This window comes from Ochrobactrum sp. 19YEA23 (genome assembly GCF_029909865.1).
GTDB lineage: Bacteria > Pseudomonadota > Alphaproteobacteria > Rhizobiales > Rhizobiaceae > Brucella > Brucella gambitense.
The window spans coordinates 194209-216485 of sequence record NZ_JASAMQ010000001.1 but is presented as its reverse complement, the minus strand read 5'-3'; the positions used below and the strand labels follow the sequence as shown (position 1 = coordinate 216485).

Here is a 22277-nt window from a genome sequence, read left to right as displayed (position 1 = left end):
GATTAAAAAGGTCGTGACTCACGTGTCGTCTTCTTTCGCCCCTCTCATCATGCTGGCAATGCCGTTCATCGAGATCGCCGGTTTTGTGATCGTCGGCAGCCATATCGGCGTCTTCGCGACACTGGGTCTGGTGATCCTGAGCGCCATGCTTGGCTTTTTCCTTTTACGTGTGCAGGGCATTGGCCTTCTCCAGCGCATCCGCACGGAAACGGCCGCGGGCCGCGTTCCGGATCGTGAAATGGTGCATGGCGCCATGCTGGTTCTGGCTGCGATCATGCTGATCGTGCCCGGCTTTGTGACCAGCACCGTTGGCATTCTGCTCTTCATCCCGTTCATTCGCGATATCGTCTGGGAAAAATTCGTACGCGGCCGCATGGTTGTCGCCACATCGGCGCGGTATTCGGATGGCTATGGCCAGTATCAGCAACCCAATCCAAACCGGGGCGAGGATCGCGTTATCGATCTCAACCCGGAAGACTATACAACAAAGCCGAATGACAATTCGCCGTGGAAAGGCGAGCGCAAAGACGGCTAACAGCAGCAATAGCTAACGTTGAAAGCCTTTCTTGCCTCATGCTCGCTCGCATGCTAGCCAAGCATTCCAGCCTTTTGGGGCAACGAGTTTAATTACCGAAAAGAAGGCATACCGATAATGAGCGATAAGGCTGCGGGCGAAGTAAAGAATGGCAACGGCGCGACCGCCGAGCCGTCCCTCAACATTCTGGCGCAATATGTGAAGGATCTGTCCTTTGAAAGCCCGGGTGCGCCGCTCTCGCTGCGCCCGCGCGATAAGGCCCCTTCGATCAACATCAATGTGAATGTGAACGCCAATCCGCTTTCCGAAACGGATTTTGACGTTGTGCTGACGCTGGAAGCCAAGGCTGTGGACGGCAAGGACGTTCTGTTCAACACGGAACTGGTCTATGGCGGCGTTTTCCGCATTTCGGGCATCCCGCAGGAGCACATGCTGCCGCTGCTGTTCATCGAATGCCCGCGCCTGCTGTTCCCGTTCGCACGCCAGATCATTGCTGACGCAACGCGCAATGGCGGCTACCCGCCGCTGATGATCGACCCGATCGATTTCGCACAGATGTTCCAGCAGCGCATGGCCGAAGAACAGGCCAAGGCTGCCGTCAAGAGCTAAGCTTTATAGCTTTCCAATACGAAAAGCCCGGCTGCAAAGCCGGGCTTTTTCATTTCGTACTGATGGTCAGCTTCTCAGGCCGAGTATTTTTTCCAGATCGCCTTGTCGCCCATGCCATCGACGAGCGCCGTATGGGCTGCGCGTTCCGTTTCGCTGACCCGAGGTGCAAGCGGGGCAGGGCGCGCCGCCAGTACAATGGCTGCACCCCCATCGGATGTGTTATTGCCGTTCGGCCCACCATCCATGCTTAGACCAAGCGCCGTCTGCTTGCCGCCGATCAGCTCGATATAGACTTCCGCCAGAATTTCAGAGTCGAGCAACGCGCCGTGTAGCGTCCGGTGTGAATTTTCGATGCCGTAGCGCTTGCACAGCGCATCCAGCGAGTTCGGTCCCATCGGATGTTTACGGCGCGCCAGCGCCAGCGTATCCACGATGCGCTCCACAGCGATTTCCGGCTTTCCAAGCCGTTCAAGCTCGGCATTCATGAAGCCAAGGTCGAACATGGCGTTGTGCGCCACCAGTTTTGCGCCGTCGAAAAATTCGAGAAACTCATCCAGAATTTCTGCAAAAGTCGGTTTGTCCAGCAATTGCTCGTTGCTGATGCCGTGCACGGCCAGCGCTTCGGGATGCACCTGGCGTCCCTGCGGATTGATGAATTTATGGAACGTGCGGCCTGTGGGAAACTTGTTGATCAGTTCCACGCCGCCAATTTCGATCACGCGATCCTCCAGTCTTTCCAGACCGGTGGTTTCGGTATCGAAAACGATCTCGCGCATTGAAGAACCTCTCAGAAAATTTTCTAAAACCATATAGCACGACCAATACGGCTATTCGGTCGCGACAGCTGGCTTTCCACTCAATTTCTGGATAACTGTCGTTATCTGCTGACGCAAATTGTCAAAACTGCCGCTGGTATCGAGCACGAAATCGGCGCGAGCGCGCTTTTCCGCATCCGGTGTCTGCCGGGCGAGAATGGCGTCGAGCTTTTCTTCTGTCATGCCGGGTCGCGCCAAAACGCGGGCGCGCTGAATATCGGCGGGAGCCGATACCACAACGATCCTGTCCACGCGCTTTTCACCACCCGTTTCGAACAGCAGCGGAATATCGACCAGAGCGATGGCTGAGCCTTGCGCTTCCGCCTCGCGGAGAAACGCTTCTTCTTCCTCGCGCACCAGCGGATGCACGATGCTCTCGAGCTTCTTCAGGGCATCCGGCTTGCCGATGACCTCAGCCGAGAGCTTTTCACGGTCCACAATGCCATTTGCCACCGTGCCCGGAAAAGCCGCCTCGATCAGTGGCGCGGCTCGGCCTGAATAGAGCTGATGGACAGCATCGTCAGCGCTGTAAACAGGGACACCCGCCTCGGCGAACATGTTGGACGCCGTGGTTTTTCCCATGCCGATGGAGCCTGTCAGTCCGAGAACGATCATAGAGCGCCAGCCTTTGCCATATCCGCCAGAATATGCTCGCGAAGCGCTGCCGTCACCTCTGGCTTTTGGCCAAACCAGCGTTCAAAACCCGGAACCGCCTGATGCAGCAACATACCAAGCCCGTCCACGGTCCTGAGACCAGCTTCTTCTGCACCTTTCAGAAAAGGCGTTTTCAGCGGAACATAGACAATATCTGTCGCGATGGCGCCTTTTGAAGCGACACGCAGATCGAGCGGAAAACCGCCATCGTCGTCATGTCCGCTCATTCCGAGCGACGTGGTGTTGATGATCAACCCGGCGTCGGCAACGCGCTCCTGCGCGCCGTCCCAGCCGGAAGCTGAAACGGCAGCGCCAAAATGTGTCGCCAGTTCTTCCGCCCGGCTGACCGTGCGGTTGATAACCGAAACTTTTGAAAAGCCGCGCGATAAAAGCGCGTGGATGACGGCTCGGCTGGCGCCGCCTGCACCCAGCACAAGCGCCGTATCCGCATTGTCCCAGCCCGGTGCATAATCATCAAGATTAGCTGCGAAACCGTAGGCATCCGTATTGCCGCCGCGAAGCTTGCCGTCCTCAAACCACAGCGTGTTGACCGCGCCGATGGCCGTTGCAGCCGCATCCAGACTGTCGGCTGCCGCGTGGGCTGCTTCCTTATGCGGGATCGTCACATTGCCGCCCGCAAAGCCATTGTCGGCCAAAGATGCGGCAAAAGCGGCAAAATCTTCCGGTTTCACCGCAATCGGCTCGTAAGAGCCGTCAATTCCAAGCGCCTTCAGCCAGAATCCATGGATCAGCGGCGAACGCGAATGTTTGATCGGAAAGCCGGTGACGAAAGCCTTCGGCCCCGTCACGGATGTCGTGTCAGCCATCGATGAGGTTTTCCTTGCGCAGTTCGGCAAGCAGCGGCAGCAGCGGCAGACCGACAATCGTGAAATAATCGCCTTCGATTTTCTCGAAAAGCTGGATGCCCGGACCTTCCACCTGATAAGCGCCGACGCTGGAAAGCGCGCTATCGCCAACCCGGCCGAGATAGCGCCCGACAAATGCCGGATCGAGCTTGCGCATGGTCATGCGCGCAACCGAAACATGACGCCACAGGGTCTCGCCGTCTTTCACCAGAACCACCGCGCTATTGAGCTGGTGCGTCTTGCCTGAAAACTGCAAAAGCTGACGCCCCGCTGCTTCCATATTGGCGGGCTTGTGGAAAATCTCGTCACCAAGCGACAAGGTCTGGTCGCAGCCGATCACCACAGCGCCCGGATTTTTTTCCGCAACATCGAGCGCCTTGGCTTCAGCCAGAACCTGCGCCACTTCTTCCGGCGTTGCGCCCGTTTCATAAAGCGGCGCTTCGACGGCGCGCTCATCGATATCAGCGCTTTCGCCCGAAAAATCGATCCCGGCATTTTTCAACAGCGCCGAGCGGAAAGGGCTCTTGGAAGCAAGAATGAGCCTGGTCGTCATGATTGAAATCCTTCGTTCTTTCCAGTTCGCAAAAGCGCCAATATAGCGGCAGCCGTTTCCTCGATGGACCGCCGCGATACATCGATAATCGGCCAGCCATGCCTGTTGCAGATGTTGCGCGCAAAGGCCAGTTCTTCGGAAATTGACACCCGGTCCGTGTAAAGTCCCGTATCAAGCGACGGCACACTGCCGAGCGGCCGGTTCTGGCGAATTTGAGAGATCCGCTCCGCCGTCGCGACCAGCCCGACAATCAGCGGTCGCTTGGCTGTAAACAGAACTTCTGGAACCGGAATGCCCAATACGATTGGAACATTGGTCGCCTTCACGCCGCGATTGGCGAGATAAATGCTGGTTGGCGTCTTGGACGTACGCGAAATGCCGACCAGAATGACGTCGGCCTCCTCGATATCGAGCGGCAATTGTCCGTCATCATGCTCCATCGTGAAATTCAGCGCGTCGATCCGGCGAAAATAATCGGCATTGAGCACATGCTGCGCGCTGGCGCGGCGATGCGCCGGCGCACCAAGATAGGACTGGAACGTGTTCAGCACCGGTTCCAGCACAGAAACGCTGGGAACGCCCATTTCCGCACAGGCCTCATCGATGATTGCGGCCAGTTTCTGATCGACAATCGTATAGAGAACGATACCCGGTTCGGCATCGATCCCTTCCAGAACCTTGCGCAGCTGCTTCTCGGTACGGATCAGTGGATAAATATGCTCGATGGCCCGCGCATTGGCATATTGCGCCGCAGCCGCGCGTCCGGCTGCGAGGAGAGTCTCTCCGGTCGCATCAGAAATCAGATGGAGATGAAAGTAGGAAAGCGTTCTGGTCACAGTTTTGTTGCCCTCCTGTTGACGGCTGTGCGTAAGGCCGAGGCTTCGTCCACAAGCCATGGCAGGCCGTGGAAAAATTGGCAAGTCATCCACAGCGGGCGAACATGTGCGGAGCCGCCATCAACATGTGTGGACAAGACTCGCAATTTCGGGAAACCTCTCAATTATTCCCAGCTTTTCCACAAAAGCTCATGAACTGCGTCAATTGGTAACCCTTTATATTAAAAGAGGGAATTGAGTTTTTTACGTTTTCGGTCAGACTGGCGGCGAAAAATTGCACAGGATGAGTTGGCAATTTTGGAACTGTGGGGAAAACCGGGACAGACCTTAATCCCCGATTCCAACAGACTCTAAGAATCAAAAGATTCCTGAATCATCCTTTCTTTATGAGAACCGGACTGGATAACTTCAGACCAAAACCGGATCAGGCAACCAACAGGGCGGATAAAAATCAGATGAAGCGCAAAGTCTTGAGAGTGATCGACGGTGAAACGGTCTTTCCACCTCCCATCTGGATGATGCGTCAGGCCGGTCGCTACCTTCCGGAATATCGCGAGACACGGAAGAAGGCAGGGAGCTTTCTCGATCTGTGTTATTCGCCCGATCTGGCTGTCGAAGTGACGCTTCAGCCAATACGCCGTTATGGCTTTGATGCAGCCATTCTCTTTTCCGACATTCTGGTCATCCCTCACGCCCTTGGGCGCGACCTTCGCTTTGAAGAAGGCAAGGGACCTTTGATGACCCCAATCGACGCTGACGAGATTTTCTGGCTTGAGACGGAAGGTGTCGCCAAACGGCTGGAGCCGGTCTACGAGACGGTTCGGCTGCTGCGCGAGCAGTTGCCCGACGAAACGACGCTGCTCGGCTTCTGTGGCGCTCCCTGGACTGTTGCGACCTATATGATCGCCGGTCATGGTACCCCGGATCAGGCGCCTGCCCGTCTTTTCGCCTATCGCTTCCCTGAAGCCTTCGAAAAGCTTTTGAATGATCTGGCGGATGTATCGGCCGAATATCTCATCGAACAGCTGGATGCAGGCGCAGACGCCGTACAGATTTTCGATTCATGGTCTGGCGTTCTGGATGAAGACTGCTTTGAGCGGTTCTGCATCCAGCCGGTGGCGCGGATCGTTCAAAAAGTTCGCGCCGTCTATCCCGAAGCGCGCATCATCGGTTTCCCGAAAGGGGCAGGGATGCTTTATGCGGGATACCGCGAAAAGACCGGCGTTGATGTGCTCGGCCTCGATTGGTCGGTTCCGCTCAATTTTGCCGCCGCCTTGCAGGAAGACGGCGCTATTCAGGGCAATCTCGACCCGCTGCGCGTTGTTGCGGGCGGTTCAGCACTCGATGAAGGCGTGGATGCGATCCTCGAACGTCTGGGGAAAGGCCCACTGATCTTCAATCTCGGACATGGAATTACGCCTCAAGCGCCGGTCGAAAATGTCCAGCGCATGATTGATCGCATTCGTGGAGAAAAATCGTGAGCCAGCCGACATCGAAGAGCAGCACCAAGGCTGCCTATATCCGCATGATCGCAGCGCTTGTGATTGTGGTGCTCGGCGTCTGGGCATTGTTTCACGTGAATCCAACCGATGCCTATCTCTGGGTAAAAGCGGTTCACGTGATCGCCGTCATCGCCTGGATGGCTGGCATGCTCTACCTGCCACGGCTTTTCGTCTATCATTGTGCGACAAAGCCGGGCTCTGAAGCTTCCGAGACTTTCAAGGTGATGGAAAAGCGGTTGCTGCACTTCATCATCAATCCGGCAATGGCTGTAACCTGGATTGCCGGTCTGTGGATGGCCTGGGAAATCTTCCGCTTTCAGGGCGGCTGGCTGCACGCCAAGCTGCTGCTGGTCGTGCTGATGTCCGGTATGCATGGATATCTTTCGAAGGCGACACGCCTTTTCGCGGAAGACAAGAACATGAAACCGGCAAGGCATTGGCGAATCGTTAACGAAGTGCCAACAGTCCTGATGGTCCTGATCGTTATTCTGGTGATCGTAAAACCATTTTAATTGCTGAAATAACCTAAAAGAAACCCGATAGGTCGGGTTTCTGCCATTTTCCCGTTGCAGAATTTCTGCGCAGTCACTACATGTGACTTGCTCTTCATATCGCAAATCGGTATGAAGGAAGCCTCTTCCCTTCCTGATCGCAGGCCTTCGATGCCGGTCCAGCCCGCAGCTGACCAACTTTCCGAACAACTGCATTTTCTCCTTATATTTCAAAAGAGTTCCTCATCCATGCAGGAAATGAAACTACAAGAACTAAAAAATAAAACACCGGTTGAGCTGCTTGCTTTTGCCGAAACCCTTGAAGTCGAAAATGCGAGCGCGATGCGCAAGCAAGAACTGATGTTCGCGATTCTCAAGAAGCTGGCTTCGCAGGATGTTGAGATCATCGGTGAAGGCGTTGTCGAAGTGCTGCAGGACGGATTTGGCTTCCTGCGCTCTGCCGATGCCAATTATCTGCCAGGCCCCGACGATATTTATATTTCTCCTTCGCAGCTGCGCCGCTTCTCGCTGAAGACCGGTGATACAGTTGAAGGTCCGATCCGCGGCCCCAAAGAAGGCGAGCGCTATTTTGCGCTTCTCAAGGTCAACACGATCAATTTTGAAGACCCGGAAAAGATTCGTCACAAGGTTCACTTCGACAATCTGACGCCGCTCTATCCGAATGAGCGCTTCAAGATGGAGCTGGAAGTTCCGACCTCCAAGGATCTGTCGCCGCGCGTCATCGATCTGGTTGCGCCGCTCGGCAAGGGCCAGCGCGGTCTGATCGTCGCCCCGCCGCGTACCGGTAAGACCGTGCTGCTGCAGAACATCGCGCACTCGATCACCGCCAATCACCCGGAATGCTATCTGATCGTTCTTCTGATCGACGAGCGTCCGGAAGAAGTGACCGATATGCAGCGTTCCGTGAAGGGCGAAGTTATTTCGTCAACCTTCGACGAACCGGCAGCTCGCCACGTGCAGGTCGCTGAAATGGTCATCGAAAAGGCCAAGCGTCTGGTTGAACATGGACGCGATGTCGTGATCCTGCTCGACTCGATCACCCGTCTTGGCCGCGCCTACAACACGGTTGTTCCGTCGTCCGGTAAGGTTTTGACCGGTGGTGTGGATGCCAATGCACTCCAGCGTCCGAAACGTTTCTTCGGTGCTGCGCGTAACATCGAAGAAGGTGGTTCGCTCACCATCATCGCGACCGCGCTGATCGATACCGGCAGCCGTATGGACGAAGTGATCTTTGAAGAATTCAAGGGCACAGGTAACTCGGAAATCGTTCTCGACCGCAAGGTTGCAGACAAGCGCATCTTCCCGGCCATGGACATTCTCAAGTCCGGCACCCGTAAGGAAGATCTGCTCGTTCCGCGCGCCGATCTCCAGAAGATTTTCGTTCTGCGCCGCATCCTCGCGCCGATGGGCACGACCGATGCGATCGAGTTCCTTATCGACAAGCTCAAGCAGACCAAGAGCAATGGTGAGTTCTTCGATTCGATGAACACCTAAGCTCCTTGCAGCTTTTTGTTTTCGCGCATTATCCTACGCAAAACCGCTTCGCACTTTTGCTGGAAATGCTCTAATCAAAAGCCACGCCGGAACACCGGCGTGGCTTTTTTGTCTGTCACGTTCCGCTTGTCAGAAGAATGCGCAATGCATCGCCGCTTTCCACGGGCGGGAGGCAGACTTGTCCTTTGCAGAACCATGCGGAAGGCTTTTCAGCCCGGGTCGTACCACCTGTCGGCAGTTCGATCACTCCATTCGGCGTAAAACTAACAATCTTGTCGAGACGTCGCGGATCTGGGTTTCGATTCGCTATCGAAACAAGCTCATCCTGATGATGAGACTGCGCGGCGATAACAAGCGATAGTGGTTCAGCTGCCATGCAGGCGGCATTCAATATGCCGATCTGGCCATATTGCTGCGCCAATGCACGCCCAAGAGCTTCCTCGATCAATGTCTCATTGCTTCGATAAAGCGTCATGTCACCGGTTGCGAGGAAAAGCCGTGTTAGCGCTTCAATGATCTGGCTGGTCGCGCTGGGGATAGCCTCGTCATAATCGCCATAGGCGTGAAGAATGACATCGTCGGCATCCAGCGCGGATAGACGGTAATTACCGGAAGCATCCCGGTGGTGGTCATCCAGCGCTTGTTTCAGCTTCTCCGCATCATCCACATAGGTCCGGTCGGAACTTGCTTCATAGAGTGCCAGTGCAGCATTGATCATACCGGCATAGTCCGTCGAAAGGGCAGGGTAGACCAGCCGATCCTCCATACGGCAATGTGCCATCTGTCCGGCGCGAAATGGCTGCATGATCGCCTGATAGGCTTCTACGGCCAGTGTCACCCATTCCGGTTTGGAGAAGCTTCGTCCGGCTTCGGCGAGCGCACGGATAGCCAATGCATTCCAATCTGTCAGCGCTTTGTCGTCGCGTCCCGGGCGAATGCGCGTTTCGCGCTGTGCAAAGAGTTTCGTTTTGGCATCCCGTATAGATGGCGTTACGGGCCCATCAGAATCGACATTGTGCAAGCGATTCAGAATATTATGACTTTCCCAGTTTCCTCCCGGGGAAACGCCATAGAACGCCTTGAAGGCTTGGCTATCTTCTCCCAAAACACTGTCTATCTCCGCCTCGCTCCAGACGTAGAATTTCCCTTCTTCGCCTTCGCTATCGGCATCCAGACTGGATGTGAAACTTCCATCCGGCAGACGCATTTCGCGAACCAACCAACCAATGCTTTCTTCGATTCGTATGCAGAACAAATCATCCTTCGTTTCTGCAAAGGCATAATTGGCGTGTCGGATCAGCTGGGCATTGTCATAGAGCATCTTTTCAAAATGCGGCGCGAGCCAGTCAGCATCCGTGCTGTAGCGGCAAAGACCGCCCCCGAGGTGATCATAGATGCCGCCTTGCAACATGGTCTTCAATGAACGGATAAACTTGTCCCTGTTATCGCTGTCGTGATTATAAAGCCAGGATAGCCACAGAGCGTCCATGAATGGAGCATTGGGAAACTTAGGGGCGCCTTCGATACCGCCGCGCACGGGATCGATCAGACCGCTGATCCGTTGTGTCACATCATCGAAGCGCGCGATCTCATTCGGGCTGGCGGCATTCTGCGCGGCGAGCCGACCTTCCAGATGATCGAACACAGCCTCTGCATTATGGTTAATTTTTTCTTTATCTCCTTGCCAGAGATTATTCACGGCCTTCAATACATCGACAAAACCCGGCATGTTGTGACGTGCGTGGGGCGGAAAGTACGTGCCGCCCCAGAAGGGCTTTCCGTCAGGTCGCAGGAACATGGTCAAGGGCCATCCGCCTTGCTGCCCCATCGCGCCAAGCGCGGCCATATAGATCTGGTCTATGTCTGGTCGTTCCTCGCGATCGACCTTCACATTCACGAACAGGTCGTTCATCACTGCAGCGACATCAGCATCTTCGAACGATTCATGCGCCATGACATGGCACCAGTGACAGGCGGCATAGCCTATCGAAAGCAGGATAGGGCGGTTTAACTCACGTGCTGAGTCGAGTGCTTCTTTTCCCCAAGGCTGCCAATGAACAGGGTTATCCGCATGTTGGCGCAGATAGGCACTGGGTTCCGCAGACAGCCTGTTTCTGCTGATATCCGTCATGAGGCTTCCCTTTCAGCGTTTGAATGAATATGCACTGAGCTTAATTTCAATCCTCTTGGCAAGATTGATATAGGTCAGGAAACGCAATGAACGACACCGCTGTGCATCACGATACGATTTTTGCCCTGTCCAGTGGGCGGCTTCCGTCTGGTGTTGCTGTCGTGCGCGCATCTGGCCCGAAAGTTCGATTCATCATCGAAACGATTCTTGGCTCCGGCATTGAACCTAGATATGCAGCCTATAAGACATTCCGTTCCCGAAATGGAGACGCGATTGATCGCGGATTAGCGCTCTTCTTCCCCGGACCGCATAGTTTTACAGGCGAAGACTGTGTCGAATTTCATCTGCACGGCGGAATAGCCGTCGTTGAAAAACTGCTGCAGGAACTGGGCGAAATAGTGGGCTGCCGTATTGCCGAGGCTGGTGAATTCACCCGACGTGCTTTCACCAATGGCAAAATGGATCTGACAATTGCAGAAGGTCTGGCAGATCTCATTGCTGCCGAGACTGAAGGTCAGCGGCGTCTTGCGTTGCAGGTGGCTTCGGGTGCGCAACGGCAACTCTACACCGAATGGAGACAGAAGCTTGTTCGTGCGCGCGCTTTCATTGAAGCCGAACTCGATTTTGCAGACGAAAGTGATGTGCCGGGCTCCGTCTCAGATCAGGTATGGCGATCACTACACGCACTTCAGAAGGAAATAGAACAGCATATTGCCAGCGGCAAACGTGCTGCCATGCTTCGCGACGGTTTGCATGTGGTGATTGCTGGTGCGCCGAATGCTGGCAAATCCAGCTTGCTGAATTTTCTCGCTGGACGCGAAGTGGCAATCATTTCTGATGAAGCCGGGACCACGCGAGATCTTCTCGAAGTTAAACTCGATCTGAATGGTATCCCCGTTTACGTCACCGACACAGCCGGATTGCGTGAGACTGAAAGTGCTGTCGAGAAGATCGGGATTGAAAGAGCCCGCGAAAGGGCATCGGAAGCCGATCTCATTCTTCTGTTGGAAGACATGAATGATCCGATGGATGTGACACTGGATGAAGCCGACGTCGAGATTTGGCGTATTGGCACCAAAGCTGATCTAACGAAGAAACAAGACGCGCGCTGGACTTTTTACATATCGATCAAGAATGGTTCCGGATTGGATGAGCTTCTAGCCTCACTCCAGTCTTTTGCTGAAACACGTATTGGCCAGATCAATGACGCGGTTCCCACAAGGCAGCGCCACATCAATCTGCTTCGTTCGACTCTCACTGAGATCGAAATTGCCGCGGGGCGCGATGATCTTCCGTTGGAACTGAGAGCGGAAAACATGCGCAGAGCATCGCAATATCTTGGCCGTATCACCGGTGATGTTGACGTTGAGGAAATCCTTGATGTCATTTTCTCTCAGTTTTGCATTGGCAAGTGAGTGATTCACGTGAAACATCGGCCGATCTGGTAGACGAATCGTCGTGGAATGTTTCACGTGAAACATCTGTGGAATCCGGTCAGGCCAGTTGACTCTACCCGTTCTTCATGAGTCAGAGGTGCTGTGTGCTTTTAATTGATCGCCTGTCACGCTTTTATCCTTCCGTTTCAAACGCATTCATGGCAAAAGCTGTCTCCTAATCCAAGGATGCGAGAAATGAGTTCGGCTGGGTCTACAGTCTTCGATGTTATTGTTGTCGGTGGCGGTCATGCTGGCTGCGAAGCCGCGTCGGCAGCTGCGCGCGCTGGCGCACGCACTGCATTGGTCACTCATCGCTTCGATACGATCGGCGTCATGTCTTGTAATCCGGCCATTGGTGGTCTCGGGAAGGGCCATCTTGTTCGGGAAATCGACGCACTGGACGGTTTGATGGGCCGCGTTGCCGATAAGGCAGGCATCCAGTTTCGTCTGCTCAATCGCCGTAAAGGACCGGCTGTTCGCGGTCCGCGCACTCAGGCTGATCGGAAACTGTATCGACTTGCGATGCAGGAATTGATAGGTGCGCAAGAGAACCTGGCGGTCGTCGAGGGTGGTGCGTTCGATATCAAGACCGATGATGGCAATGTCAAGGGCGTGGTCCTATCGGACGGTCGGCTGTTGAGCTGTGGCGCTATCGTGCTGACGACAGGTACATTCCTGAACGGTCTCATTCATATTGGTGAGAAGAAGATACCGGCAGGACGCATGGGTGAGAACCCGGCGCTCGGCCTGTCGGATACCTTGAAGACTCTTGGCTTCGCATTGGGACGTCTCAAAACCGGCACACCGCCGCGTCTTGATGGCCGTACTATCGATTGGGCAAGTCTTGAAACCCAGTCCGCCGATGAGAACCCTGTAGCATTTTCCCTGATGACGGATCGTATTACGACGCCGCAGATTGATTGCGGTATTACGCGTACGACACCGGAAACCCATGCTATTATCCGCGCCAACCTGCATCGGTCGGCCATGTATTCCGGCTCGATTGAAGGTATTGGCCCGCGTTACTGTCCATCTGTGGAAGACAAGATCGTCAAGTTCGGCGACCGAGATGGCCACCAGATATTCCTGGAACCGGAAGGTCTTGACGACGATACGGTTTATCCGAACGGCATCTCGACTTCTTTGCCGGAAGACGTTCAGCTCGAAATTCTCAAGACCATCCCAGGTCTAGAGAAAGCAATCATGCTGCAGCCGGGCTATGCCATTGAGTATGATTTTATTGACCCGCGCGAATTGAAGCGCAGCCTTGAGACGCGGCGGGTGAGTGGTCTGTTCCTGGCAGGCCAGATCAACGGCACCACCGGATATGAGGAAGCCGGCGCGCAGGGTCTTCTTGCTGGCTTGAATGCCGCAAGGCGGGCCGGGGGCGATGAGCCTATCATCATCCAGCGTACTGAAGCCTACATCGGCGTAATGGTGGATGATCTGACATCACGCGGCGTGAGCGAACCTTATCGCATGTTCACATCACGCGCGGAATTCCGTCTTTCTTTGCGCGCGGATAATGCCGATCAACGCCTTACACCGCTGGCGGATCGTCTTGGCATACTGGGAGCTGAGCGTAAGAATCGCTTCGCTGAACGAGAGAACGCGCTGTCTGCTGCACGGGAACTGACCCAGTCGCTGTCTATCACGCCGAATCTTGCGAGCCGTTATGATCTGCATCTCAATCATGATGGGGTTCGTCGTTCAGCTTATGACCTGCTATCTTATCCGGATATCGATCTGACGCACTTGAGCCCGATCTGGCCTGAACTGGACGCAATAGACTCTATCACTCGCGAAACGCTCGAAATAGAGGCGCAATATGCGGTCTATATGGAGCGTCAGCAGACGGATATCGCTGTAATGGAGCGCGAAGAACGCCTGTTGATCCCCACTGGACTGGACATTGATGCCATTTCAGGACTGTCCAACGAACTGAAGCATAAGCTGAAGCAGCGGAAGCCGGAGACGATTGCTGAAGCACAACGTGTTGACGGGATGACCCCCGCGGCTTTGGCGCTGCTGATAGCGCAGATCAAGAAGCACGGTTCTCGCCGTCAAGCCGCTACTGAATTGGCGGAAGGGAAGGGCGCCGCGTGAGTGCTGGTAAGAGTGCGGATCGCCGTTTCGAAAGTCTTCTTCAGATCAATCCGGCTGTTTCACGTGAAACAACGGATCGTCTGATCGCATTTGAAGAACTGTTCCAGAAGTGGTCGAAAGCGATCAATCTGGCATCTCCATCGACTTTGGCAGACCTTTGGAGCCGTCATATTCTGGATAGCGCGCAGATTTTTCCGCTGGCTCCAGACGCGAAACGCTGGCTGGATATCGGTTCCGGTGGCGGATTTCCGGGCATCGTGACGGCCTGTTATCTGGCAGATAAGCCGGGTAGTCGTATCGATCTGGTGGAAAGTGCCGGCAAAAAGGCCGCTTTTCTACGCACTTCTGCCGGACATTTGAATGTTCCTGCCCATATTCATGCGGCTCGTATCGAGTCCATGTGGGAAAAAATCGAGACTCCGGAGGTTGTTACCGCCCGAGCGCTCGCCTCATTGAATGATCTTTTCGGTTTGACGGAGCCTTGGCTCGTTGATGGCGCTAAAGCGCTTTTCCAAAAAGGTCGGGATTACCAGAGAGAAATTGATGAAAGCCGTGTCGGTTGGGATTTCGATCTGGTAAAACATCAAAGTGCTATCGATCAGACTTCGGTCATCCTCGAAATCAGCAACTTGCGACGCAAAGCAAATTGAATCCGAGAATTTCGCAGATCTGGAAAGCGGCAGGGCGACGGTAATGAACAAAATGTCCAGGATCATAACCATTGCAAATCAGAAGGGTGGCGTCGGCAAAACAACGACGGCGATCAATCTGGCTACAGCATTGGCAGCAATAGGCGAAACAGTTCTCATCGTTGATCTCGATCCGCAGGGCAATGCCAGCACGGGGTTGGGGATCGACCGTCGCAATCGTCCGTTGTCGTCCTATGATGTGTTGACGCAAGAGGCTTCGGTGCCGGAAGCTGCTATGCAGACCGATGTGCCCAATCTTTTTATCGTGCCATCGACACTTGATCTGCTGGGTATCGAGATGGAAATAGCCCAATCCGCAGACCGTACGCGCCGTTTGCGCGACTCTCTGCGTTTCGATTCGAGCGTTTCTGATCGGTTCTCCTATGTTCTGGTGGATTGTCCTCCATCTTTGAACCTGTTGACGCTGAATGCGATGGCAGCTGCAGACTCCGTGCTCGTGCCGCTGCAATGTGAATTCTTTGCACTGGAAGGCCTAAGCCAGCTGCTGCAGACCGTCGATCAGGTTCGGTCGACGATCAATGCCGAGCTTTCCATCCAGGGCATTGTGCTGACGATGTTCGACAGCCGCAACAATCTCGCCTCTCAGGTGGTGGATGATGTTCGCGCTTTCATGGGTGAAAAGGTCTACCGGACTGTCATCCCGCGCAATGTGCGGGTATCGGAAGCGCCCTCGCATGGCAAGCCAGCCATTCTCTATGATCTGAAATGTGCGGGAAGTCAGGCCTATTTGCAGCTTGCGTCGGAAGTTATCCAGCGCGAGCGGCAATTGAAAGCCGCATAATCACCAGCCTATCGATTCGACTACGTAACAATTGCAGGAATTTGCCGAACGATGAACGACGATCCTTCAAAAAAGCGCCTTGGCCGCGGATTGGCTGCCCTGATTGGTGAGATCGACCGTCCGGTCGAGGAGCGTAAAGCGCCGGTTCCAATCGAACGCAATGTGCCTATCGAATTTGTCACGCGCAATCCGCGCAATCCGCGACGCATGTTTGCGGAAGCTGAGCTCGAAGATCTGGCGCAGTCGATCAAAGAACACGGCGTCGTCCAGCCAATCGTGGTGCGTCCGGCACCGGGCCAGCCCGATCATTTTGAACTTATCGCTGGTGAACGCCGCTGGCGCGCATCACAGCGCGCGGGCGTCGATACAATCCCTGTTATCGTTCGCGATGTGGATGATCGTGTTGCCCTTGAGATAGCGATTATCGAAAACGTTCAGCGCGCAGACCTGAACGCGGTCGAAGAAGCACTGGGATATCAACAGCTTATCGATAATCACGAATATACGCAGAACGATCTGGCGCAGGTGATCGGCAAGAGCCGCAGCCATGTTGCCAACACGCTGCGCCTTCTCAAGCTGCCGCAGCCGGTACAGGATTTCATTGTTGATGGCGCGTTGTCTGCGGGTCATGCGCGCAGCCTGATCACGATGGAAAATCCGACGGGGCTGGCCGAGCGGATCGTCAAGGAAGGCCTGTCGGTGCGTCAGGTGGAAGCGCTGGCTCAGGCCGAAGCGCGTGGCGGCGCGGAACCGAAGCCGGGTAAGGCTGCTCCGGTGGAAAAGGATGCTGACACCAAGGCGCTCGAAAAGCTGCTTTCCGATGTGACAGGCATGAAGGTCGAGATCAACCATCGGGATCGCGGCGGCGAAGTGAAGATCCGCTATAGCTCCCTGGAACAGCTGGACGAAATCTGCCGTCGCCTTCAGAGCTGATGTGTTTCCTATGATGCAAAGAAAAACCCCGGTATCTTATTACCGGGGTTTTGTTTATAGGACTGTTTCACGTTTGACAGTAGTCAGCGCCGTGCATTGCGCATGGCTTCTACACCGATAGCCATCAGGCATTGGCGAATGATTGGTACGGCAAGGGCTGAGTTCTGGCGGCTTTCGAGAACGGCGCGTTGGAGACGCTCCAGGACACGTGAAAGGCTTTCGCCACCCCATCGCCCGATGGCCGTTTCTATAAGCCTTTTGCGGTTGAAGAAGATGGGGGGCCTTGCTCCGGCCACAACAACAGACGCGCTCTTGCGCTCAGTATCCATGATATAGCGCAGAGCCTGTATCTGCTGGAACTGCCGCATGGCCGTGTTCAGCACCAGAAACGGCGCTGTGCCTGATTTCACGACGCGGTCGAATGTGATTTCAAACCGCTGCAAATCACCAGCAATGACTGCATCCACCACCTCGTCGGTCGACAGGCCTGCAACGTCACCCACAGCTTCGCGAACGTCATCAATGTCGATGCGTTCCTTGCCGCGTGCATAGAGGCAGAGTTTCTCCAGCTCGCCACGGGTGGCAAGGCGGTCGCCGCCAAGACTGGCGCGAAGAAGCTGTCGTCCATCAAGGGTGATTTGCAGCTTCCACTCCGCGAGCACATCATCGATAACGCCATCAATGCCGCGCGCATCGTCCGTATAGCAAGGAAGCGCCATGCCCGCAGAAGCATTCTCGATAGCACTACGCAACCCCACGCCCTTTTTCAGGTCGCCAGCTTCGACGAGAATGAAGGTTTCATGCGGCGGTTCAGTAGCCAGAAGCTTGATTGCATCGGCCAGTTTCTTCTGTCCAGCCGCGTTCTTGATCCAGATCAGGCGGCTGCCGCCAAACATGGAAATGGTGCGCGCTTCATCGGCCAGTTTTGATGGATCGGCATCGATCTCGTCGGCTTCCATACGGATGACAGCAAAAGGATCATCGAGCGGAAGTTTAGTTGCCTCGGCATAGCGGCGCGCACGCTCGCTCACCAGACCCTTGTCTGGGCCGTAAAGAAGCACGACCGGAAACGAGCTGCTCGGTCTGCTCAGGAAACCATCGACTTCATTTGCTTTCTTCTGCGCCATATCTGGTTATTAGAGCATTTCGGCCAGAAACAAAACAGCCGCCGATCACGGGATGAACGGCGGCTGTGAAAAGCGTATATGTGGACTGCTATTCGATTAGCAATGCGTCGTCATCAAGCGTCTGGCCGCGCACTTTGCGGAACATCTCGATCAGGTCTTCGACGCCGAGCGTCTTGCGCTTGTCGCCGGTGACATCGAGCAGAATCTTGCCGCCGTGCAGCATGATGGTGCGGTCGCCATAATCGAGCGCCTGACGCATGGAATGGGTCACCATCAGCGCCGTCAGCTTGTTTTCGGTGATGAGCGTGCGGGTCAGTTCCATGACGAATTCCGCCATACCCGGATCAAGTGCTGCGGTATGTTCATCAAGAAGCAGAACCTCAGAACCGGCAAGCGTTGCCATGATGAGCGAAAGCGCCTGACGCTGACCGCCGGAGAGCAGTTCCATGCGGTCCTGCATCCGGTTTTCAAGGCCGAGATTGAGGCTCGCCACGCGCTCGCGAAACCATTCACGGCGGTTGGAATTCAGCGCATGAGTAAAGCCGCGCTTTTTGCCGCGCGAGGCGGCAAGCGCAAGGTTTTCTTCGATGGTCAGCGTGCCGCAGCTGCCAGCCAGTGGATCCTGGAAGACACGCGCAACGAGACCGGCGCGGTCGGCAGTGGATTTGCGGGTCACGTCCTTGCCGCTGATCACGACCTTGCCGCCGGTGGGGATAACATCGCCTGCAAGCACGCCGAGCAAGGTGGACTTGCCAGCGCCATTCGAGCCGATGACGGTCACGAAGGAACCACGGTCCATGGTCAGGTTGATCTTGTTCAGAACCTGCTTTTCCAGCGGTGTGCCGCGACCGAAGACGACATCGAGATTGGATACTTCGATCATGCGGATGCTCCCCCGCGGCGCAGGCGCGGCAATATCAGGGCGAATGTAACGAGAAGCGCTGTGGCGATGTTCAGGTCAGAAGCCTGAAGGCCGAATGTGTCGCCGTTGGACAATGCGAGCTGGATGGCGATGCGGTAGATGACCGAGCCGAGCACGCAGCCGATCAGGATCACCAGCAGGTTGCGGGTTCGCAGAATGGTCTCGCCAATAATGACGGCCGCGAGGCCGACGACGATGGTGCCAACGCCGGAGGTGACATCGGCAAAACCGTTTGTCTGCGCGAAAAGCGACCCGCCAAGCGCGACGAGCGCGTTGGAGAGTGCCATGCCGATATAGATCTGGCGGTCAGTCTGCACACCTTGTGCGCGTGCCATTTTGGGGTTGGCGCCGGTCGCGCGCATGGCGAGGCCCATGTCGCTTTCCAGAAAGCGCCAGACGATGATGACAGCGATGACGACAAGTACAAACAGGAAGGCCGGACGCACATAATATTCCGGAATACCGTGGCCGAAGAGGGGGCTCAGCATCGTGTCCTGATTGATGAGTGCGATATTCGGTCGGCCCATCACGCGCAGGTTCACCGAGAACAGCGCGATCATCGTCAGAATGGAAGCGAGCAGGTTGAGGATCTTGAAGCGCACATTGAGCGTTGCGGTCACAAGACCAGCTATCGCACCGGCAACCATGGCGATTGCGGCGGCGAGCCATGCATTGAGCCCAGCAAGGATAAGTACGCCGGTCACAGCTGCACCGAGCGGGAACGAACCGTCCACCGTCAGGTCGGGAAAGTCGAGAACGCGAAACGCCAGATAGACGCCGATGGCGACAAACGCGAAAACGAGGCCTAATTCGACCGCACCCCAGAAGGCGATCTGACTCACAACGACATTCCTTGTACTTTGCCGCAATCGACAAGGATGAAACCGGTTCCTCCGGCATAAGACCATCCACAAGCCTGCGGACATCAAGGCGTTGCGCCTTGGATTGTCCAAAAGGCTTTCACCAATCGCGACCGGTTTTGGTTTGAGTTTATCCGGCAGGCGAAGGCCCGAGCGGATCGTTTCCCGGCTAGATCATTTGTTCCCGTTATTATTCTTTTCGGATTACAACTCTCGCATTCCCCAGCGCAAGTGCTAACCGCGCTGAACATCCGCAAATGCCGATTTATGTGCGGCTAACGCAACATTCGTGCGATATCGCAGCAGATCATGTGTCTTTTCGAACCTGACCCCGCTTCAGGGCTTCTGCTTGTGCTCAAAGAAAAAGGGCGGGGAGTTTTCACTCCCGCCCCCGATTTTCTTCATTTCGTACAGGATCAATCGATCTTGCTGGTGGCGCGGTCGATTACAGCCTTCGGGAACTCAACGCCCATCTTCTTGGCTGCGCCGAGATTGATGACGAGGTCGGTACCCTTGGCGATTTCAACTGAAATGTCGCCCGGCTTTTCACCCTTCAGGATGCGTGCGACGACAGCGCCGGTCTGCTTGCCGACGTCGTAATAGTTGAAACCGAGTGCAGCCATCGCGCCGCGCTTGACGGAATCTGTATCAGCAGTGAAGAGCGGCAGCTTGCTTTCCTCGGCAACGCCGACTGCGCTTTCGAGAGCCGAAACGATGGTGTTGTCGGTCGGCACATACATGGCATCGGCGCGGCCGACGAGAGCCTGTGCGGCGCCCTTGACTTCAGCCGACTTGGTGGCGGCGGATTCAACAATCTCGATGCCGTCAGCAGCAGCAGCTTCCTTCAGCGCAGCCAGAAGCGAGACCGAGTTGGTTTCGCCGGAATTGTAGAGATAGCCGAGCTTCTTGATGTTCGGCATCACTTCCTTGATGAGCTTGATGTGCTCGGCGACTGGCGACATATCGGAGAGGCCAGTTACGTTAGCGCCCGGCTTTTCCATGTTCTTGACGAGCTGCGCGCCGACCGGATCGGATACGGCGGTGAATACGATCGGAATGTCGCGCGTGGCGGAAACAACAGCCTGAGCCGACGGGGTGGAAATCGGAACGATCACGTCCGGGCCATCGCCAACGAACTGGCGTGCGATCTGTGCGGCGGTTGCCGGATTGCCCTGTGCGGACTGATAGACGAATTTGAGATTTTCGCCTTCCTTGAAACCGGCTTCGGCCAGCGCATCCTTGACGCCGTCACGGGCGGCGTCAAGTGCCGGATGTTCGACAATGGCGGTCACGGCGACGGTTACGTCTTTTGCCTGGGCCGAGGTGGCGATGGCCGTTGCGGCCAGCAATGCCAGAAGTACAGAACGCATGAAAATCTCCCCTATTGGTTTCTATGCTGTTGATTGCTTAATCAAGTTGATAGCCGAAATCAATCAGTACAGGAACCGGACAAACTTGCGTGGGAGGATGTATAGCGTCCGATAAAGTGGCTGTCAGGCCTGCTCCACTCCATGGGTTTCCAAAAGCGCTTTCATGCGCTTCATGGCAAGCTCCGGTTGGTCGAGTACATTGGCCTTGTCGGTCAGCTGGAAAATGTCGGCATAATGGACAATGCCGCGCGCCGATTGCATCCCGGCAGGCATGGTGAAATGCGTCTGATGACCGTTGAGCCAGGCAAGGAAAACGACCCCGGCCTTGTAATATTGTGTCGGCGTTTCAAAGATCTTGCGCGATAGCGGTACGGTCGGCTCGATGATGGACCGAAACCGAGCGCTGTCACCCTTGGCGAGGGCGGCTAGCGCATTGGAGGCCTGTGGCGCGACTGCATCGAAAATGCCGAGCAGGGCATGGCTATGCTTGTGTCCATCGCCTTCGATCAGCGGTGCATAGTTGAAATCGTCGCCTGTGAAACAGAGCACCCCTTCCGGTAACCGGTCACGCAGGGCAAGTTCGTAGCGCTCTTCCAGCAGCGAAATCTTGATGCCTTCGACCTTGTCGCGATTGGCCTCGATAATATCGATGACGGTGTTCAGCGCGTCGTCGAACCCAGAGCTTCCCCAGTAGCCCTTGAGCTGCGGATCGAACATGTCGCCCAGCCAGTGCAGCACGACTTTGTCGCGAGCATTGGAGAGGATGTGCCCATAAACCTTAGCATAATCGTCGGTGGATCGCGCAATACGGGCAAGGGCACGGCTTGCCATCAGAATGAAGCGTCCACCATGCATTTCTATGAAACTGGCCTGTGTTTCGTAGGCCCTGATGACATCATCAAGGCTCTTCGCATCAGCCGGATCGAGATGATCCGTGCCGGCACCACAGGCCAGATCGGCGCCCGCTACGGTTTTGCTTTCGGCCAGTGAGCGACGGATCAATTCCTGCGCGCCCGCCCAGTTGAGGCCCATGCCGCGCTGCGAGGTGTCCATTGCTTCGGCGATCTTGAAGCCGAGGCTCCAGAGGTGATGACGAAACGCCATGGTCGCATCCCAGTCGAGCACCGGATTACTCCAGGGCATCGTATCGTTTTGTGGGTCGGAGACGATATGCGCCGCCGCATAGGCGATGCGATTGAACTGCGGGGGAGCCGAAGGTCTTTCGGTGGGCGTTCCGGTAAGCCTGTATGCATGCAGAGTGCCGTCCGCCTTTGGCAAGGTCAGCATAGTGTCGAATGCAACGCTCATGATTATCCTCCCACAGAACGTTGTCATTCATAATTTAGAACGTTCCAAATGGCAAGAAGTGTCATATTAGACCCGCAAACGGAGTTTCGTGCAGGAAGGAAGCATTTCTTCATCCAGTGAGTTCATAAATATCGCGGAATTGAGAAAACGCATTGCGAAAAATGGCGACAATGCTGCAATGTTCGGGCAAAATTTCTGCCGTTGACTTTTTTGGAAC

General features: G+C 55.4%; 21 protein-coding genes. 10 read left to right on the top strand and 11 right to left on the bottom strand.

The window, feature by feature from the left end; genetic code table 11:
* Nucleotides 1-22: 22 nt before the first annotated feature.
* Together QBD01_RS00965 and secB are read left to right on the top strand one after the other, a co-directional pair.
* Nucleotides 23-535, top strand: coding sequence for an FxsA family protein (locus tag QBD01_RS00965; protein WP_280991261.1), 513 nt, complete (start codon nucleotides 23-25; stop codon nucleotides 533-535).
* A gap of 117 nt (nucleotides 536-652) precedes the next feature.
* Nucleotides 653-1144, top strand: coding sequence for a protein-export chaperone SecB (secB, locus tag QBD01_RS00960; RefSeq protein WP_280991260.1), 492 nt, complete (start codon nucleotides 653-655; stop codon nucleotides 1142-1144).
* Nucleotides 1145-1218: 74 nt separating this feature from the next.
* On the opposite strand, the gene dnaQ is transcribed toward secB, so the two are convergent.
* From dnaQ to QBD01_RS00935, 5 genes are read right to left on the bottom strand one after another with little or no spacing between them, the layout of a single operon-like run.
* Nucleotides 1219-1920 carry a DNA polymerase III subunit epsilon gene (gene dnaQ / locus QBD01_RS00955; protein WP_280991259.1) on the bottom strand — a complete coding sequence of 234 codons (702 nt, stop codon included), beginning with the start codon at nucleotides 1918-1920 and terminating at the stop codon, nucleotides 1219-1221.
* A 51-nt stretch (nucleotides 1921-1971) separates the two neighbouring features.
* Nucleotides 1972-2574: a dephospho-CoA kinase gene (gene coaE, locus QBD01_RS00950; RefSeq protein WP_280991258.1), complete on the bottom strand. Its 603-nt coding sequence runs from the start codon at nucleotides 2572-2574 to the stop codon at nucleotides 1972-1974.
* A complete protein-coding gene (locus QBD01_RS00945) occupies nucleotides 2571-3440 on the bottom strand; it encodes a shikimate dehydrogenase (RefSeq protein ID WP_280991257.1) in 870 nt (289 codons plus the stop codon). The genes coaE and QBD01_RS00945 overlap by 4 nt, the downstream gene beginning before the upstream one ends.
* Nucleotides 3433-4032, bottom strand: coding sequence for a Maf-like protein (locus QBD01_RS00940; RefSeq protein WP_280991256.1), 600 nt, complete (start codon nucleotides 4030-4032; stop codon nucleotides 3433-3435). Before QBD01_RS00940 ends, QBD01_RS00945 begins: the two co-directional genes overlap by 8 nt.
* Nucleotides 4029-4868: a pyruvate, water dikinase regulatory protein gene (locus QBD01_RS00935; RefSeq protein WP_138784113.1), complete on the bottom strand. Its 840-nt coding sequence runs from the start codon at nucleotides 4866-4868 to the stop codon at nucleotides 4029-4031. The genes QBD01_RS00940 and QBD01_RS00935 overlap by 4 nt, the downstream gene beginning before the upstream one ends.
* A gap of 455 nt (nucleotides 4869-5323) precedes the next feature.
* Between QBD01_RS00935 and hemE the strand changes: the two genes are divergently transcribed.
* From hemE to rho, 3 genes are all read left to right on the top strand, one after another.
* The gene (gene hemE, locus QBD01_RS00930) at nucleotides 5324-6349 is read left to right on the top strand and encodes a uroporphyrinogen decarboxylase (protein ID WP_280991255.1); all 1026 of its coding nucleotides are present in this window, start codon (nucleotides 5324-5326) and stop codon (nucleotides 6347-6349) included.
* Nucleotides 6350-6393: 44 nt separating this feature from the next.
* Entirely contained in the window at nucleotides 6394-6882 is a 489-nt protein-coding gene (hemJ, locus tag QBD01_RS00925; protein WP_280992078.1) for a protoporphyrinogen oxidase HemJ, read from the top strand.
* A 228-nt stretch (nucleotides 6883-7110) separates the two neighbouring features.
* Nucleotides 7111-8376 carry a transcription termination factor Rho gene (gene rho, locus QBD01_RS00920; RefSeq protein WP_280991254.1) on the top strand — a complete coding sequence of 422 codons (1266 nt, stop codon included), beginning with the start codon at nucleotides 7111-7113 and terminating at the stop codon, nucleotides 8374-8376.
* A 115-nt stretch (nucleotides 8377-8491) separates the two neighbouring features.
* Here rho and QBD01_RS00915 read toward each other — a convergent pair whose 3' ends face one another.
* Entirely contained in the window at nucleotides 8492-10507 is a 2016-nt protein-coding gene (locus QBD01_RS00915) for a thioredoxin domain-containing protein (protein WP_280991253.1), read from the bottom strand.
* A gap of 86 nt (nucleotides 10508-10593) precedes the next feature.
* Here QBD01_RS00915 and mnmE point away from each other — a divergent pair, with 86 nt between their 5' ends.
* The 5 genes from mnmE to QBD01_RS00890 all read left to right on the top strand — a co-directional run bounded on the left by mnmE (nucleotide 10594) and on the right by QBD01_RS00890 (nucleotide 16473).
* Nucleotides 10594-11922, top strand: a complete 1329-nt coding sequence (gene mnmE, locus QBD01_RS00910; protein WP_280991252.1) for a tRNA uridine-5-carboxymethylaminomethyl(34) synthesis GTPase MnmE — start codon at nucleotides 10594-10596, stop codon at nucleotides 11920-11922.
* A 216-nt stretch (nucleotides 11923-12138) separates the two neighbouring features.
* Nucleotides 12139-14049, top strand: coding sequence for a tRNA uridine-5-carboxymethylaminomethyl(34) synthesis enzyme MnmG (gene mnmG, locus QBD01_RS00905; RefSeq protein WP_280991251.1), 1911 nt, complete (start codon nucleotides 12139-12141; stop codon nucleotides 14047-14049).
* Nucleotides 14046-14699: a 16S rRNA (guanine(527)-N(7))-methyltransferase RsmG gene (gene rsmG, locus QBD01_RS00900; RefSeq protein WP_280991250.1), complete on the top strand. Its 654-nt coding sequence runs from the start codon at nucleotides 14046-14048 to the stop codon at nucleotides 14697-14699. The genes mnmG and rsmG overlap by 4 nt, the downstream gene beginning before the upstream one ends.
* A 43-nt stretch (nucleotides 14700-14742) precedes the next feature.
* Nucleotides 14743-15540, top strand: a complete 798-nt coding sequence (locus QBD01_RS00895) for a ParA family protein (RefSeq protein WP_078337617.1) — start codon at nucleotides 14743-14745, stop codon at nucleotides 15538-15540.
* Nucleotides 15541-15591: 51 nt separating this feature from the next.
* A complete protein-coding gene (locus QBD01_RS00890) occupies nucleotides 15592-16473 on the top strand; it encodes a ParB/RepB/Spo0J family partition protein (protein WP_280991249.1) in 882 nt (293 codons plus the stop codon).
* An 83-nt stretch (nucleotides 16474-16556) separates the two neighbouring features.
* Here QBD01_RS00890 and holA read toward each other — a convergent pair whose 3' ends face one another.
* The 5 genes from holA to QBD01_RS00865 form a co-directional block, all read right to left on the bottom strand.
* Nucleotides 16557-17600 (bottom strand): DNA polymerase III subunit delta, encoded by a 1044-nt coding sequence (gene holA / locus QBD01_RS00885; RefSeq protein ID WP_280991248.1) that lies wholly within the window; start codon nucleotides 17598-17600, stop codon nucleotides 16557-16559.
* Nucleotides 17601-17688: 88 nt separating this feature from the next.
* A complete protein-coding gene (locus QBD01_RS00880) occupies nucleotides 17689-18483 on the bottom strand; it encodes an ABC transporter ATP-binding protein (RefSeq protein WP_280991247.1) in 795 nt (264 codons plus the stop codon).
* On the bottom strand, nucleotides 18480-19364 hold the full coding sequence (locus QBD01_RS00875; protein ID WP_280991246.1) for an ABC transporter permease: 885 nt from the start codon (nucleotides 19362-19364) through the stop codon (nucleotides 18480-18482). The genes QBD01_RS00880 and QBD01_RS00875 overlap by 4 nt, the downstream gene beginning before the upstream one ends.
* 434 nt (nucleotides 19365-19798) lie before the next feature.
* Complete coding sequence (locus QBD01_RS00870) at nucleotides 19799-20752, bottom strand: ABC transporter substrate-binding protein (RefSeq protein WP_280991245.1); 954 nt, start codon at nucleotides 20750-20752, stop codon at nucleotides 19799-19801.
* 123 nt (nucleotides 20753-20875) lie between these two features.
* Nucleotides 20876-22060 (bottom strand): dihydrodipicolinate synthase family protein, encoded by a 1185-nt coding sequence (locus tag QBD01_RS00865; RefSeq protein ID WP_280991244.1) that lies wholly within the window; start codon nucleotides 22058-22060, stop codon nucleotides 20876-20878.
* Nucleotides 22061-22277: the final 217 nt, after the last annotated feature.

Coding starts and splice junctions, on each gene's coding strand:
- dnaQ (WP_280991259.1), bottom strand. CDS start 1,920: ATGCGCGAGATCGTTTTCGATACCGAAACCACCGGTCTGGAAAGACTG.
- QBD01_RS00865 (WP_280991244.1), bottom strand. CDS start 22,060: ATGAGCGTTGCATTCGACACTATGCTGACCTTGCCAAAGGCGGACGGC.
- holA (WP_280991248.1), bottom strand. CDS start 17,600: ATGGCGCAGAAGAAAGCAAATGAAGTCGATGGTTTCCTGAGCAGACCG.
- mnmE (WP_280991252.1), top strand. CDS start 10,594: ATGAACGACACCGCTGTGCATCACGATACGATTTTTGCCCTGTCCAGT.
- secB (WP_280991260.1), top strand. CDS start 653: ATGAGCGATAAGGCTGCGGGCGAAGTAAAGAATGGCAACGGCGCGACC.
- hemE (WP_280991255.1), top strand. CDS start 5,324: ATGAAGCGCAAAGTCTTGAGAGTGATCGACGGTGAAACGGTCTTTCCA.
- hemJ (WP_280992078.1), top strand. CDS start 6,394: ATGATCGCAGCGCTTGTGATTGTGGTGCTCGGCGTCTGGGCATTGTTT.
- QBD01_RS00940 (WP_280991256.1), bottom strand. CDS start 4,032: ATGACGACCAGGCTCATTCTTGCTTCCAAGAGCCCTTTCCGCTCGGCG.
- QBD01_RS00915 (WP_280991253.1), bottom strand. CDS start 10,507: ATGACGGATATCAGCAGAAACAGGCTGTCTGCGGAACCCAGTGCCTAT.
- coaE (WP_280991258.1), bottom strand. CDS start 2,574: ATGATCGTTCTCGGACTGACAGGCTCCATCGGCATGGGAAAAACCACG.
- mnmG (WP_280991251.1), top strand. CDS start 12,139: ATGAGTTCGGCTGGGTCTACAGTCTTCGATGTTATTGTTGTCGGTGGC.
- rho (WP_280991254.1), top strand. CDS start 7,111: ATGCAGGAAATGAAACTACAAGAACTAAAAAATAAAACACCGGTTGAG.
- QBD01_RS00945 (WP_280991257.1), bottom strand. CDS start 3,440: ATGGCTGACACGACATCCGTGACGGGGCCGAAGGCTTTCGTCACCGGC.
- QBD01_RS00890 (WP_280991249.1), top strand. CDS start 15,592: ATGAACGACGATCCTTCAAAAAAGCGCCTTGGCCGCGGATTGGCTGCC.
- QBD01_RS00870 (WP_280991245.1), bottom strand. CDS start 20,752: ATGCGTTCTGTACTTCTGGCATTGCTGGCCGCAACGGCCATCGCCACC.
- QBD01_RS00895 (WP_078337617.1), top strand. CDS start 14,743: ATGAACAAAATGTCCAGGATCATAACCATTGCAAATCAGAAGGGTGGC.
- QBD01_RS00880 (WP_280991247.1), bottom strand. CDS start 18,483: ATGATCGAAGTATCCAATCTCGATGTCGTCTTCGGTCGCGGCACACCG.